12 protein-coding genes and 1 pseudogene are annotated in these 14,168 nt (G+C 71.0%); 12 read left to right on the top strand and 1 reads right to left on the bottom strand.

Translation table 11 applies throughout. The annotated features are described in order from the left end of the window. Positions 1-28 precede the first annotated feature (28 nt). The 3 genes from EDD40_RS00750 to EDD40_RS43010 all read left to right on the top strand — a co-directional run bounded on the left by EDD40_RS00750 (position 29) and on the right by EDD40_RS43010 (position 2,105). On the top strand, positions 29-1,228 hold the full coding sequence (locus EDD40_RS00750) for an MFS transporter (RefSeq protein WP_123741173.1): 1,200 nt from the start codon (positions 29-31) through the stop codon (positions 1,226-1,228). A 70-nt stretch (positions 1,229-1,298) separates the two neighbouring features. Beyond that, a complete protein-coding gene (locus tag EDD40_RS00745) occupies positions 1,299-1,802 on the top strand; it encodes a VOC family protein (RefSeq protein ID WP_123741172.1) in 504 nt (167 codons plus the stop codon). Between the two features lie 15 nt (positions 1,803-1,817). Continuing rightward, positions 1,818-2,105 carry a transposase domain-containing protein gene (locus EDD40_RS43010; RefSeq protein ID WP_123741171.1) on the top strand — a complete coding sequence of 96 codons (288 nt, stop codon included), beginning with the start codon at positions 1,818-1,820 and terminating at the stop codon, positions 2,103-2,105. Positions 2,106-2,253: 148 nt separating this feature from the next. On the opposite strand, the pseudogene EDD40_RS44690 reads toward EDD40_RS43010, so the two are convergent. Continuing rightward, a pseudogene (locus EDD40_RS44690) lies at positions 2,254-2,661 on the bottom strand (recombinase family protein); the annotation flags it as partial. Positions 2,662-4,033: 1,372 nt separating this feature from the next. Here EDD40_RS44690 and pabB point away from each other — a divergent pair. The 9 genes from pabB to EDD40_RS00695 all read left to right on the top strand — a co-directional run bounded on the left by pabB (position 4,034) and on the right by EDD40_RS00695 (position 14,075). Next, positions 4,034-6,433 (top strand): aminodeoxychorismate synthase component I, encoded by a 2,400-nt coding sequence (gene pabB, locus EDD40_RS00730; RefSeq protein ID WP_246037304.1) that lies wholly within the window; start codon positions 4,034-4,036, stop codon positions 6,431-6,433. After that, positions 6,430-6,663: a hypothetical protein gene (locus tag EDD40_RS41295; protein ID WP_170184889.1), complete on the top strand. Its 234-nt coding sequence runs from the start codon at positions 6,430-6,432 to the stop codon at positions 6,661-6,663. Before pabB ends, EDD40_RS41295 begins: the two co-directional genes overlap by 4 nt. Beyond that, complete coding sequence (locus EDD40_RS00725) at positions 6,660-7,763, top strand: beta-ketoacyl synthase N-terminal-like domain-containing protein (protein WP_170184888.1); 1,104 nt, start codon at positions 6,660-6,662, stop codon at positions 7,761-7,763. The genes EDD40_RS41295 and EDD40_RS00725 overlap by 4 nt, the downstream gene beginning before the upstream one ends. Continuing rightward, positions 7,760-8,296 carry a hypothetical protein gene (locus tag EDD40_RS00720; RefSeq protein WP_123741168.1) on the top strand — a complete coding sequence of 179 codons (537 nt, stop codon included), beginning with the start codon at positions 7,760-7,762 and terminating at the stop codon, positions 8,294-8,296. Before EDD40_RS00725 ends, EDD40_RS00720 begins: the two co-directional genes overlap by 4 nt. Before the next feature lies 1 nt (position 8,297). Then, on the top strand, positions 8,298-9,080 hold the full coding sequence (locus tag EDD40_RS00715) for a N5-glutamine methyltransferase family protein (RefSeq protein WP_123741167.1): 783 nt from the start codon (positions 8,298-8,300) through the stop codon (positions 9,078-9,080). Beyond that, positions 9,077-9,931, top strand: a complete 855-nt coding sequence (locus EDD40_RS00710; protein ID WP_123741166.1) for a MaoC family dehydratase — start codon at positions 9,077-9,079, stop codon at positions 9,929-9,931. The genes EDD40_RS00715 and EDD40_RS00710 overlap by 4 nt, the downstream gene beginning before the upstream one ends. Next, a complete protein-coding gene (locus EDD40_RS00705; protein WP_123741165.1) occupies positions 9,919-11,364 on the top strand; it encodes an NAD(P)/FAD-dependent oxidoreductase in 1,446 nt (481 codons plus the stop codon). The genes EDD40_RS00710 and EDD40_RS00705 overlap by 13 nt, the downstream gene beginning before the upstream one ends. Next, complete coding sequence (locus EDD40_RS00700) at positions 11,357-12,652, top strand: AMP-binding protein (RefSeq protein ID WP_123741164.1); 1,296 nt, start codon at positions 11,357-11,359, stop codon at positions 12,650-12,652. Before EDD40_RS00705 ends, EDD40_RS00700 begins: the two co-directional genes overlap by 8 nt. Positions 12,653-12,767: 115 nt before the next feature. Beyond that, positions 12,768-14,075: a condensation domain-containing protein gene (locus EDD40_RS00695; protein ID WP_123741163.1), complete on the top strand. Its 1,308-nt coding sequence runs from the start codon at positions 12,768-12,770 to the stop codon at positions 14,073-14,075. Positions 14,076-14,168 lie beyond the last annotated feature (93 nt).

Here is a 14,168-nt window from a genome sequence, read left to right as displayed (position 1 = left end):
CGTACCCACTCACGGAGGAAGAACACCGATGGTCGACACGACCGAGCGAACGCGGGCACGGGCGGCACTGCCGCTGCTCGGGCTGCTGGCGTTCACCCTGGCGGGCTTCATCGCGATCATGACCGAGACGCTCCCGGCCGGGCTGCTGCCGCAGATCAGCAGAGGGCTCGGGGTATCGGAGGGATTGGCGGGCCAGCTCCTGACGCTGTACGCGATCGGCTCGGTCGTGGCGGCCGTCCCGGTCATCGCCGCCACCCGCGGCTGGAACCGGCGGCCGTTGCTGCTACTGGCGATCGGCGGGCTGCTGGTGTTCAACGCCCTCACGGCGCTGTCCACCGACTACGTGCTCACCCTGGCCTCGCGGTTCGTCGCCGGCATGGCGGCGGGTGTGGTGTGGGGCCTGCTCGCCGGGTACGCGCGCCGCATGGTCGCACCGCAGGTGCAGGGCCGCGCGGTGGCGATCGTGGGCGTCGGCCAGCCCATCGCGCTGTCCCTGGGCGTGCCGCTGGGCGCGTGGTTGGGGTCGCTGGCGGACTGGCGCGGCGTGTTCTGGCTGATGTCCGGGGTCGCGCTGGTGCTGATGATCTGGATCCGCGTGGCCGTGCCGGACTTCCCCGGCCAGCAGGCAGGTGCCCGCAAGCCGATCCGCGAGGTGTTCACCATGCCGGGCATCCGGCCGATCCTGGCCGTGATCCTGCTGTGGATCCTCGGCCACAACGTGCTCTACACCTACATCGCACCGTTCGTGGCCGAGCACGGCCTGGGCGGTCAGGTCCCGCTGATGCTGCTGCTGTTCGGGGTGGCCGCGGTGGTGGGCATCTGGATCTCCGGCGTGCTCGTGGACCGGCGGCTGCGCCTGGTCACGCTCGCCTCGTTGGCGGCGTTCGCCGTGTCGGCGGTCGTCCTGGCCGCCGGTACCGCGTGGACACCGCTGATCTACGTCGGCGTGGCCCTGTGGGGCTTGACGTTCGGCGGCGCGCCGACGCTGCTGCAGACCGCCATCGCCGACGCGGGCGGCGACTCCGCCGACGTGGCGCAGTCCATGCTGGTGACGATCTTCAACCTCGCCGTCGCCGGCGGTGGCGCGCTCGGAGGCGTGCTGCTCGAACGCGTCGGCCCGGACTCGTTCCCGTGGACCTTGCTGGTGATGGCACTGGCCGCGCTGGCGATCGTCTGGTCGGCCCGCTCCCACGGCTTCCCCTCGGGCCACCGCGTCACCACCGGTTGACCACGAACCAGGAGCGGCCCACGGCCCCAGCGTGGGCCGCTCCCTTCCACCACCCAGCGAGGAGGCGCCCATGCCCATGACCCTGCTCAACCACGTCGGTGTCACCGTTCCCGACATCGACGCGGCGTTCGCGTGGTACCGGGACGTGCTCGGTCTGTACCCCCACCGACCGCCGGAGGAGGTGGTCGACGACGGTTCCCACTTCGGCAACCTCGTCACCAACCTGTTCGGCCCGCGGCTGCACGGCATGCGCATCGCCCACCTGACCGCCTCTGACGGCCTGGGCGTGGAACTGTTCGAGTTCACCGACCCGGCCACCGAGGCCGCCGAGGAGACGTTCGCTTACTGGCGCACCGGCATCTTCCACTTCTGCCTGACCGTGGAGGACGTCACGGCCACCGCGGCGGCCATCGCGGCAGCCGGGGGCAAGCAGCTCAGCGGCGTGTGGCGCCTGTTCCACAACAAGGACTACGAAGTCGTCTACACCCAGGACCCCTGGGGCACGGTCATCGAGCTGTGCAACCGTCCCTACACCGCGGTCTGGGCCAACCACGAGCCTCCGATCAACGCCTGACACCCGACGAAGGGCCTGACGGCACAGCGCCGTCGGGCCCTTCCTCATCGCCGTGGGATCTTCCTGTTGGCGATGTGCCTGTTCCCCGAGGTCGGCCACCGACTGGTCTGGCAGAAACCGATCGGAGGACTGGCCGGTCTCGCGGTGGCCGAGCCGTCGGCGAAAGCCTTGCGGGATCTGCGCCGCAGACTCGGCGGCGCGCCGATGCGCCGCCTGTTCGAGGTGCTGTCCGGGCCACTGGCACACCCCCGTACCCCCGGTGTGCGGTTCGGGCCCTACCGCCGCCCGCACAACCCGCACTGAAGCCAGCCCGCCAACAGATAGACGCACTCGCCGCCACCAGCGTCGGCAGCCTGGCCAGTGCTGTGCCGGGCGGCTTGAATGGTCTGGGCGACGAAGTCCTGCTCGGACACCAGCGCACGTGGGCGATGCGGGCCGAGATCGCCCACGCGTGCTGCTTGTTGCGGACGCTCGTCCGTCGGCCGCTCGGCGAGCGGCCAACGCTGGTGCGGTTCCACACCTGGCGGCCGGTGTAGCGGGGATTGCCCAGGATCTCCGCCACTGTGCGCAGCGACCATCCGGGGTCCACCCGACCCCGGATGCGTTCCGCGTCCCCACCCGACGGGCTGGGCACAGCCTGCTCGTCGAGGTGACGGGCAATGCCCGCGGCACTGTGCCCGGCCAGACGTAAGGAGAAGATCAGCTTCACGGTGGAAGCGATGGCCGGGTTCGGCACAAGCCGCTGCTGCCGCACACCGCGCCGCGCCAACGCCCGATTCGGGTGCGGCCCAGCGTCCACAAGCCGGTAGCCGTAGGGCGGCCTGCCACCGAGATAGCGTCCCTGCTCGACGGTCTGCATCCGCATCGCGGTGACGACCCGGTGCCGGGAACGCAGCACCTCCGTCTGCGAACGCGCTGCGAGCAGCGACAGCAACGCTTCGTGCGCGGGGTTGCCGAAGTCCATCGGACCCTCCGCCTCCGGCAGCCACAGCTGCATCCCGTACCACTCCAACACCGCCCGCGGCTCCCGCACCTGATTGGTGTCGATAAAGGCGCGCTCGTACTCACCGACCACCACCGCGTCGACCTTGCCCGCGTTCGTGGCGATGCAGCGCAGCATCGCTGCCGCCCCCGAGACCGCGAATGCCAAGGAACCTGACGGGAACACCCGACCTCGAAGTACGCCCCCCACGATCGCGCCGTGCCCTCGGTGAGTCTGCGGGAGACATCCAGCTGCCATGCCCGCAGGGTGCGTGGGTCCTTGGTGTTCACGGGTAGAAGCCCGACCATAGAACAAGAACCGCAGACTCCCGACAGGAGCGGCGTCCATCGCCGGGATGCCCGACGGGACCGTGGCGGCGATCCACTCGGCGAGCGTGGTCGGGTGTGGCACGACGGACACTGGCATGCTTGGTCCTCGACGTCGGAACGGGGGCGGACGCCGGGGTGACGAGGTGCCCTCGCCGCCATGACAGAGACTCCAGTAATCCGACCCCGTACAACCAGGTGAGGATCAACCTGTCCGTCAAACGGGTCAACCCCACGGATAGCAGAGGCACTCGAAGAAACCCGGTTCGGTTTTACGCAATATCCGGCCGGCGCCCCCGAACTTTTGCGTCGCCAGCGAGACGCTGCCCCCTATGCCAAAGCCGTGATTACGGTAGCCATCAATGCTCGACGTTAGCCATCCGCAGACCCCTCGGTATGGATCTGCTTCGTTCAGCAGACCATCATGCTCACCATCGGTGACAGGCGCCGGCGGCCGCCGACGCAGGGTGTCGTGGCGGTCAGTGCGGTGATAGGAGATTCACTCCGCAACTCCCAGCTCAGCACCTTGTTGTCTGACTACGCAATCGCCCCGCATCCGGCATGCCCTGAACAGAGCAGTGAAACCCCCCTTGACAACAAGGGTAGACACGTACTAGGACAACCCACGAGCGCCGGATGTTACTTCGAAAGTGCCTGTCCACCTGATTTGGAATCACCGGAACAGAGCTTCCGTTGACGTTGTGGTGACCGCAGTGCCGTTCAGCTCGACATTCGGTCCCGAAGCAATCTGTTGGACGCGATCCGACCGTGCTGGTAGCGTGGAATTTCGATTGCCCTGCGTGATACTGGAGAAAGGACGGCGCACGGTGTCGCGCCAGCGGGTCCAGACCGGCGGACTGGGCATGTTTCGGCCTACGAGTGAGGGTGCGATTCTTCCATAAATGGTCTGGGGGATTTGCCGCGTGACCTCGGTGCTGCTCATCGACAACTACGACTCCTTCACCTACAACATCGTCCACCAGCTGGCGATCCATCCGGACATCAGCACGACGGTTCTCCACAATGACGATCCGGCACTGCTCGATGCCGACGTCGACCTCTTCGACGCGATCATCATCTCGCCCGGTCCCGGCCACCCCGACGATCCGCGGTCGTTCGGCCACTGCACCCGGTTGATCGACCGGGCTGACGTCCCGGTGCTGGGTGTCTGCCTGGGGCACCAGGGGCTGGCCGTGCGCTTCGGCGCCTCCGTCGGCCGCGCCGCCAACCCGCGTCACGGCCGCACCTCGCCGGTGGTCCACCAGGGCGACGAGCTGTTCCGGAATGTGCCCCACCGCTTCGAGGCCGTCAGGTACCACTCGCTGGAGGTGACGAGCCTGCCGAAGTCGGTGGAGGCCATCGCCTGGGCCGACGACGGCACGATCATGGCACTGCGGCACCGGCTCCGCCCGCTGTGGGGCGTGCAGTTCCACCCGGAGTCGATCTTGACCAGGGACGGCGACACGATTGTCGCGAACTTCGTCGAGATCGCCAACCGGTGGCAGCGCGGGCCCACGCGCCCGGTCGCGGTCCGGCCGGTCGGTCCCACTGCGCGGGGAACCCGTCGGGAACCGGCCGTCCCCGCGGACGGCACGGGCTTGCGGGTCGAGGTCACGACGGTCGACGCCGATCTCGACCCGGCCGAGCTGTTCCGGCGCGTGTTCGCGAGCGCGGACACGTCGTTCTGGTTGGACAGCAGCGACCACCGGCAGCAACCCGGCCGGTTCTCCTACATGGGCGGCTCAGGGGGTTCCCGGTCCCGCGTCGCCCAGGCGTCGGTGGCGGACCGGACGGTCACCATCCGGTCCGCGGACAGAGGCGTGGAGGTCCGGCACGAGTCGTTCTTCGACTGGCTCGACGAGGAGTTGGACCTCGCCTACCCGGTGGAGTCGCCCGACCTGGCGGGCTTCGCCCTCGGCTGGGTCGGCTACCTCGGTTACGAGCTCAAGAACGACGACCGCCCCGGCGCGGGGCACCGCTCGACTGTTCCCGACGCGGCGCTGCTGTTCTCGGATCGTGCGATCGCCCTGGATCACCAGCACCGCCGAGCGCACGTCCTCACGCTGATGCCGGCCGCGGGCGTCGACGTCGACCAGGCAGCGTGGGCGCGCACCACGGCCGAGGTCATCGCGTCGTTGCACGGCGTGCCGGCGGCCGACGTAGCCGCGCGGACCCCGGTGGTCGACGGCGTGAGCCTGCGCCACGCCCCGGAGTCGTACCTCGCCAAGATCCGACTCGCTCAGGAAGCAATCGCCGCGGGCGACACCTACGAGGTCTGCCTGACCAACATGATCACCGCGAAGGTGGGCATGGCGCCGCTCGACGCCTACCTCGCGCTGCGCGCCGCGAACCCGACCTCCTACGGCGCGTACCTGAACGTCGCGGGGGTCGAGTTGCTGAGCACTTCGCCCGAGCGGCTTCTCGCGGTCGACGCGGGCGGCAGGATGTCGTCGCGGCCGATCAAGGGGACCCGCCCCCGGGCGGACGACCCGTTGCACGACACCGAACTGCGCACCGCTCTGGCGACCTCGGAGAAGGACCGCGCGGAGAACCTGATGATCGTGGACCTCGTGCGCAACGACCTCGGTCGCGTTGCCGTGCCGGGGAGCGTGGCGGTGCCGCGGTTGTTCGACGTCGAGAGCTACGCCACCGTTCACCAGTTGGTGAGTGAGATCACTTCGCAGAAGCTGCCCGACGCCGGACCGGGGAGGTGCGTCCGTGCGATCTACCCCGGCGGCTCCATGACGGGCGCGCCCAAGAAGTGGACGATGGAGATCATCGACGAACTCGAAGAGGGTCCGCGCGGGATCTACTCCGGGTCGATCGGATATTTCTCGCTCACCGGTCCCGTCGATCTCAGCATCGTGATCCGCACCGTCGTCGCGCGGGACGGCGTGTGGGAGTACGGGATCGGCGGAGCGATCACCACGCTTTCCGACCCCGAGGAGGAGCTTGCCGAGACGATCGCGAAAGCTCGCCCGTTGACGCGTCTTCTGGGGATTTCCGCCGCTGACCTCGGGATTCAGGAACCAGGATCGGAGGAGTGCGTGAGCGACAAAGCCGAAATCGAAGGGTTCATCCAGAAATTCTTGTCGGACCTCAACTACGAGATCGGGGAGGACGAGCGGACGAAGCCCCTGGGGAGCTCCGGCATCGGGGTGGAGTCCCTGGGCGTCGTCGAGCTCATGGAAGCCCTCGGTCTCAAGTTCGGCATCGCCCTCTCCGACGACGAGATCGTCGACGGCGGGCTCCTGTCCGTCGTCGAACTCGCCGAGTTCGTGCACGTCCGCTCCGGCGGTCCCGCCGACGGCACTTCGTCATGACCGACGCCGAAGCCCTGCGGCGGATCGCGACGACGAAGGTGGCCGAGGCGCTGGGTGTCGGGGTCGACGAGGTCTCGGGCACCGAGCGGCTCACGTCGCTCGAGCGCGCGTGGCTCGCGACCGAGCTCGCGCCGGTCGTCGGCGCCACGGTCGACGAGACCCTGCGGGCGGTGAGCGCGGAATCCGTCGACGCGATCTGCGCGAACCTCGATCGGCTAGCTCGCCCGTGACCGCCGACGTGGAGCGGCCGTGCGTCCTGCGCGCCCGAGTCGCCGCAGGACCGCTGCGCAGTGCCGCGGCGCTGCTCCGAGCGCTCCGCGACGGACAGTCGCAGGCGGCGCCCGTGCAGCGGTTCCCGGTGCACGCTCACCGCGCGCGTCACGCCGTGGTCGACGAATCGCTCGGCACGGGCTTCGACCACCTCGTCGGCCCTGTCGAGGAAGTCGTGGACGGCGTGCCGCTGGCGGATCTGCGCGTGGTCCTCGCGACGTCCTGGCTCAGCGCGCTTCCCCTCTCCGAGGTGGTCCTGGGCACGCTCGCGCGGGTGTACCGGGCCACGGTCGAGACCGTGCGCGCGACCTGCCTGCCCACCACGCACAACAACGCGTGCATAGCGGCGGCCTCCGCCGTCGTCGAGGCCGCCGCCGCAGTGCGACGCGACCCGGGGACGGTGGTGCTCGTCGTGGCGGCGCGCAACCTCGACCGGCAGACTTTCGCGCTGTTCGACCGGGGGCGCGCGCTCAGCACCACCGGCGAGCTGAACTCCTTCGCGGCCGAGCGCGACGGGGTCGTGCTCGGCGAGGGCCACGCCGTGCTGCTGATCGGGGATCGGCGTCGTGCCGGGATGATCGCCGAGGCGTGGGACAACAGCCACCTGCACCTCGTGGGTGGCGCGCTGAGCAGCGACGCCCACCACCCGGTCCGGCCGCACCCGGAGGGGGACGGCGTGCACGCGGCGGCGATGGCGGCGCTGGACGAGGCCGGTTGGCGGCTCGCGGACATCGCGTCGGTCAACGCCCACGGCACCGGCACCCCCGCCAACGACGACAGCGAGCTGGCGGCCTACGACCGATTCGTCTCCGCCGGGCAGCGGGTGTACTCGTCGAAGACGGTGCACGGCCACTGCCTCGAAACCGCCGCCGGGGTCGAGCTGGTGGCGGCGTGGGCGATCGCCCTGAACGGGCACGTGCCACCGCAGGTGCACCCGATCAGCACTCCCCTGCGGGACTACTGCGGCCCGGGTGCCGTCAAGGGGGGCAGGGGGCTCCTGGTGAACTCGGCCTTCGGTGGCGCGAACAGCGCGATCGCCTTCGTCGTGGTGGACGGGTGACGGTGTCCGCGACGAACCTCCAACCCGACGACATCGTCCACGCTCCCCTGCGCGCCCACCACCTGTTCCGGCGGGAGTGGTCGGCCTCGGTCAGGAACCCGCCCGGGTTCTCCTTCGGCAGGCTCGCGGGATTGGCGGTCGCGCTGGTCGACGGCCTGGTTCAGCGCTGCGCCGACGCACCCGGTCCCGCCCTGCCGGACGGCAGCGGCCTGATGTTGATCAGCCCGGGGTACGAGTCCGAACTGGGGGACCTCATCAGGGGGAGCACGGACCCGGAGGTCCTGACGCCGACGCTGTTCTTCCAGTCCGTTCCCAACCCGGTCGGTGCCGAGGCCGGCCGCCGGCACCGGCTCACCGGTCCGCTGCTGATGTCCACGTCAGCGGACGCGGACCCGGCACCGCTGCGCGTGCAGCTCCAGCGGTGGGTCGGTGAGCTGTGCCCGGGACTCGTCGTCGTGCACTGCGCCGCCGGGGTCGACGGCGCGGTCACCGGCGGTTGGGCGTGCCTGGTGACGGCGAGTGAGGAGGTCTGAGGTGGACGACATCATCGCGCGCCTGCGCGACGCGGGAGTGCCGCAACCGGGCTACGAGGCCCGCCGGATCACGGCGTGGGCCGCCCGCCGCTCCGCAGACGGCCGGCCGGCGATCACCGTCGACGAGGTGGTCAGGCGTCGTGTGGACGGCGAGCTGCTCGCGCACGTCCTCGGCGAGACGATGTTCATGGGCCGCTCGTTCGCGTGCGGCCCCGACACCTTCCCGCCGCAACCGGCCTCTCGCCTGGTCGTCGAGGGCGCGATCGAGCACGCGCTCACGACCACCGACCCCCGCGTCGTCGATCTCTGCTGCGGCGTCGGGGCGCTGGGCGTCTCCGTGTGCCTGGGCCTCGGCGGCGGCACGCTCGTCGGGTACGACATATCCGCGACGGCCCTGGAGTTCGCGCGCACGAACGCCCGCGCCCACGGGGTGCGGGCGAGCTTCATCGAAGCCGACATCGGCGACCCCGGGCGCGTGCCGCGGGAGTGCGCCGACGTCGTCATCGCCAACCCGCCCTACTTCGGCGTGGCCGACCCGGTGGACAACGACGCCCGGCGCTTCCCGCGGGAGGCGGTGTTCGCCGACGACGAAGGCAGGTGGCTGGTGCGGCTCTGCGTGCGGGTCGGCGCGGAAGCACTGCGGCCGGGTGGCGTGCTCGTGGTCGAGCACCACGAGCGCATGGACGCGGTGGTGGCGGCCGTCGACGTCGGCGACATGACCCTGGTTGCGCAAACCCGCTCCGCCTCGGCGAGGTTCATGGCCGTCTCGTGCTTCCGCCGGTGAGAGGCAAGCCGCTCGGCGCCAGGAGGCCGGATTCCATCCTGGAGCGGTCCTGGAACCCCGCCCTCATCGCCGAGTTCGACCGCTGCACCCACGGTGCGGTCGGCGCGCGGCCGGCGCGCACACCGCCGATCGTGTTCCTTGCCTCCCTCTCCCTCGACCTCGACCCGCTGGTCCGGCTGCTCGGCGAAGCGGGCAGCGACCTCGCCGCGGCGGGTGCGGTGCACGTCGGCGAGGAGATGGACGTCGTCACCGACGTCCAGCCGGAGGGGCGGTGCGTGGTCACCACCGGCGTCCGGCTGGTGAAGCCGACGGCGCACGGCAGCGTCATCGGCCTCGTCGCGGTCGCCGAGACCGCAGCAGGGCTTCCGCTGTGGCGGAAGAGGTCCACCGTCCACGCGGGTGTCCGGTTGCCCAGACTGGGGAGCGCGCCGTTGACCCGGCTCGCCTGCGCGGCCCGGGAAGCGAGCGGTGAGGCGTGGACGGTGCCGAAGAGCTTCCCGAACGACTACAGCCGCTTCGGCGACCACAACCCGCTGCACCTCGACGACGCGGTGGCGCACGCCGCCGGTTTCGACCGCAGGCCCGCGCACGGGCTGGGCTTGGTGGCGGTCGCGCTGACGGCCCCGGACCGCCGCGCGCGAGCACCCAGGAGGCTCCGGGCTGCGTTCCGCAGACCCGTGCTGGTCGACGACACCGTGCGGTTCACCGCAGTCGCCGCAGGGACCGGCGCCGAACACATCGGGATCTCCACCGACACCGATCCCGAACCCGCGATCGTCGTGGTGACCGAGTGGGACAGGTACGGCAGGGGGACTGAACTCGTGCACACGGAGGAAACATGGACGTACTGATCATCGGCGGTGGTGTGCTCGGCCTGAGCACGGCGGTGCGGCTCGCGGGCGGCGGTCTGTCGGTGACGGTCGTCGAGCCGGAGGCGGGAGGAGGCGGCGCCAGTCGTGCGGCCGGCGCCATGCTCGGCTGCTTCGGCGAGATCACCGCGGCGGGCCTGCGCAGCGACGCGTTCGCGGCGAGGCACGCGCTCGCCCTGCGGACACGGGCGCTCTGGCCCGGTTGGGCGGCCGAACTCGCCGACCACGGCGGCGGTGACCTGCTGAACCGCTTCGGCACCGACGTCGTCCTCAACGCGGCCGGAGCCGACGTGGTCGACACCCGGAACTTCGCCGCGATCGAGGCCGCGGTGAAGGACGCCGGCGAGGAGCACTCGGTCGAGCAGGGCAGCCCCTGGGCAGCGGACCTGCCCCAGCAGCGGGAACGGCCGTTCGCCACCCTGCACCTGCCGCACGAGGGCAGCGTCCCGGCGGACCGGCTGCTCACCGCGCTCCGCGCGACCGCGCTCGCCCGCGGGGTGCGGTTCGTGGACGACGCGGTGAGCGAGGTGACGGTCGGCGTCGGCGGCAGGCTCGAATCGGTCGTGCTCCGGTCGGGCGTCCGGTTCACCCCGCGCCACGCGGTGGTGGCGGCGGGCGCGTTCAGCCGTCGACTGGCCGAAGCCGTCGCGGACCTCCCGCCGGTGATGCCCGTCGTCGCGGGGGTCGGTGTCTCGGTCGTGGTGTCGGCGCCCGGCATCGGCGCCGCGCTCGGCAGGGTGGTCCGCACCCCCAACCGGGCGTTCGCCTGCGGGTTGCACGCCATCCCCCGCTCACGGGACGTGATCTACATCGGCGCGACGAACGTCGTCCACACCGATCCGCGCGCCCACGCGCCCACGCAGGACGTGCACTTCCTGATCGAATGCGCCATGCGCCAGTTGCCCGTCGACGTGGCAGAGGCCGGGATCGTCCAGGTGCAGACCGGCAACCGGCCCGTCCCCCTGGACGGGGCGCCGGTGCTCGGCATGACAGCGGTCGACGGCCTGTGGTTCCTCACCGGGACCTACCGGGACGGCCTCTTCCTGTCGCCGCTGCTGTCCCAGCAGCTCGCCGACGCCATCATCGGCGGTCACACCGAGGTCCCGGGGTGGGAGATGTTCGGTCCGCACCGCGCGCGGATCGGAGCCGGAGACCGGCAGACGGTGGTGGACGAGGCCGTCGCCCACTCGATGGCGAGCGGGTTCGAGACCGACTGGGGTCTGTCGAACTACTGGCTGCGCATGGTCAAGGGGAGCTTCCGCTCGGCGCTGCGGTCGGTCGCCGACCGGATCGCCGACGACGCCATGCCCGTGCCCGAGGTGCTCGCGCGGATTCCCAACCAGCCAGGTCTGCTCCGACTGGTCAACGACTACGACAAGGCCACGGCCCGAGCGGGGTCGGGCGTCAGTGGATGAACTCGCCGGCGTGGTCCTCGGCCGCGCGCACGCCTGGGCAGGAAGCACCTTCGGCCTGACCCGCCGGGACGCGGCCTGCCGCGAAGTCGACGCCCTGCTGGGGCCGGTGCTCTCCGACGAGCCGCAACCGGTGCTCGTGTCGCTGCCGTTCTCGGCCACGTTCATCCGCGTCGTCGAAACGCTCGTGGCACGGGGGTGCCCGGTCGTGGTCGGCAATCCCGTCAACCCGGCGCTGCTCGACGGGTCGTTGGCCGCCGCGGCGGGCGCTGGCTGGCGGATCCACAGCCCGGGTCCGGGCGCGGACGGCGAACCGCGCGCCGCCCTGACCCGGCTCGACACCCGTCACGACCGGCCGGACCTCTCCGCGGCCCTGATCTTCCCGACGTCGGGGACCACCGGTCACGCCAAGCTGGTCACGCGCACGTTGTCGTCCATCTCGGCCGAGGTGGAGCGCTACCGCGACTACTACGCCCGCCTCGGCGTCCACGAGGGCAGTCGGCTGACCGTGCTGTGCTCGCCGCTGCACACCTACGGGTTCTTCGGCGGGATCGTCATGTCGATGGACCTGGGGTGCGCGGTCGGGATCCCGGCGCGGCACTCGCTCGACGGCTACCGCGACGCCCTCGCGGCCGACGCGACCGTCCTCCTCATCCCCGACCAGTTCCGGCTCGTGGCCGCGGCCCTGCCGCCGAGCGCCGAGGTGGTCCTGGTCTCGGCGGGCAGCAGGCTCGGCGAGGACCACGTCCGCGTGGTGGACGCCCACCCCGGCGTGCAGATTTGCCAGCTCTTCGGCACGACCGAGACCGGATTCGTCACCGGGGCGCAGCCGACCGACCCGATCCTGTCCGTGGGGCCCCCGACTGCGCGCACCCGCATCTCCGACGACGGGGTGCTCGAGGTCGACACCGGGTCGTCGCCCTACCTGGGCGGCGCCGCGCGGGCGTCGACCGGCGCACACTGGCACTCGACCGGTGACCTCGCCCGGGTCGAGGGCGGGCTCCTGCACATCGAGGGCAGGCGGGACCTCGTCATCAACGTCGAGGGCCGCAAGGTCGACCTGGAGCAGGTCGAGTCCGTCGTCGAGGCACTTCCCGAGGTGCGGGCCGCCCTGGCCCGCGCGCGGGGGGCCGCGGGCTACGTCCTGCTCGTGGAGGGCTCTGCCGGCAGGGACGCGATCGAGGCCCGGCTGCGCTCGGTGGCCCCGGACTACATGCTGCCCCGCGACATCCTGTTCGCCGAGGTGCCCCGAACACCGTCGGGCAAGAAGAGGCGGGCGCCACAAGACTGACCGACGGGCCCGGGACCCGCTCCCGCCCCGCACCGACGCCCATCACCGTCGGTGGTGGCAGCGAGCCACCGACGACAACCGCGTGGGATCTCCCCGAGGACTGAGGATGTGCTTGATGGACAACCCCTCCGAATCCGTCCGCAAGCCCGTGCGGGTCGAGCGGGAAGTGGCGCTCACCGGCACCTTCGACGGCGGTGTCCTGGCCGAGCACGACTTCCCGAACGCCTGGGACGTCCTGGAGTTCGACGGCGTCCTGGACCTCGACCGGCTCCGCCAGGCACTGGCGGAACTGGTCGGGGCGACCTGGCGGACGCACCGCGAGGTGCACCTCGACGGTCGGGTGCGCTCCGTGCCGGGCCGATCCGACGAGCCGCGCTTCACGCTGGACTCGACCACCTCCGACGCGGGCGGGTTGCGGGAGGTCCCCCGTGCGGTGCTCCGCCAGATCCGCGAGGTGCTCTACGGCCGCTACGACCTCCTCGACGAGCTGGTCTGCCGAGCCCACTGCATCGTCCTGCCCAGGGCGTCACGCTCTTACCTGGCGCTGTGCTTCGACCACTCGATCATGGACGGATACTCGCTCCACCGGTTCGTCGGGCTCCTCGCGGACCTCTACGGTGGTCAGCCGTTGTCACCCTCGTCCGTCCAGCTCCCGATGGCGCACATCGTCGACGAGCTGGACGCCGAGGAGGCGCCGGACCTCGCGGTGTACTACGAGGACGCGGCGGCCGACGTGTCCGAACGGGAGTCCGAGGCGGGCGCCGACTGGCCGCCGTGGTCCCGGACCAACACGACCGAGGAGCAGCTGTTGACCTACTCGGGCGCCCAGTGCCGGGCGTTGGTCGCCACCATCGGGACGAACGGTGTCTCACTCCCCGACTTCCTCCTGCAGGCGTTCGCCCGCTGCGTGCCGCTGCGCGACGGCGTGGAGGCGGAATCCATCTCGTTCAGCAGGCTCGGGAGGCACGGGTCGACCCAGCGGGCGGTGGCCGGCGCCCTGGCGGAGACGGCACGCACGTCGACGGTGTTCCGCGACCGCGGGCCGGCCTGGGGCGTCGGCCGCCTGCGCGACGGCGACCCCGGCCCACGCTACGGGTGCAGGTGGCCCACGGACTTCGTCGGTGTCGACGGGATCTTCGGGATGCGCCGGTTCGTGTTCAACTACCTGCCGAGGCCCCGGATCTTCGCCTTCGGCCCGATCCGGGCGATCTCACTGGACTACTCCGAGCACCACCTGTTCTTCCAGGACGGCCGCGACGACGAGCGCACCCAGCGGAAGAGCCTGTTGAACCTGCTCGCCGGTCGCTCGTCCAGCGGTGGTCTGGAGCTGCTGCTCCTCAAGGACCGGACGATGGTGGACGAACCGGTGGCGGAACGCCTCGACGAACAGGTTCGACGCTTCACCGCGGGGCGGAAGACCTGAGTCGCCCGGTGGCGACGACCGCGTCCAGGTGGACGTGTACCTTGCCGGCTCGGATCGAGGGGCGGATTGCAGGCGCATGCGCGCAATGGTGAA

The organism is Saccharothrix texasensis, assembly GCF_003752005.1.
In the GTDB taxonomy this organism is placed as follows: Bacteria; Actinomycetota; Actinomycetes; order Mycobacteriales; family Pseudonocardiaceae; genus Actinosynnema; species Actinosynnema texasense.
The sequence above is the reverse complement of the archived record's forward strand: the minus strand, read 5'-3'. Positions and strand labels throughout refer to the sequence as shown.

Coding starts and splice junctions, on each gene's coding strand:
- EDD40_RS00750 (WP_123741173.1), top strand. CDS start 29: ATGGTCGACACGACCGAGCGAACGCGGGCACGGGCGGCACTGCCGCTG.
- EDD40_RS00745 (WP_123741172.1), top strand. CDS start 1,299: ATGCCCATGACCCTGCTCAACCACGTCGGTGTCACCGTTCCCGACATC.
- EDD40_RS41295 (WP_170184889.1), top strand. CDS start 6,430: ATGACCGACGCCGAAGCCCTGCGGCGGATCGCGACGACGAAGGTGGCC.
- EDD40_RS00705 (WP_123741165.1), top strand. CDS start 9,919: ATGGACGTACTGATCATCGGCGGTGGTGTGCTCGGCCTGAGCACGGCG.
- EDD40_RS00695 (WP_123741163.1), top strand. CDS start 12,768: ATGGACAACCCCTCCGAATCCGTCCGCAAGCCCGTGCGGGTCGAGCGG.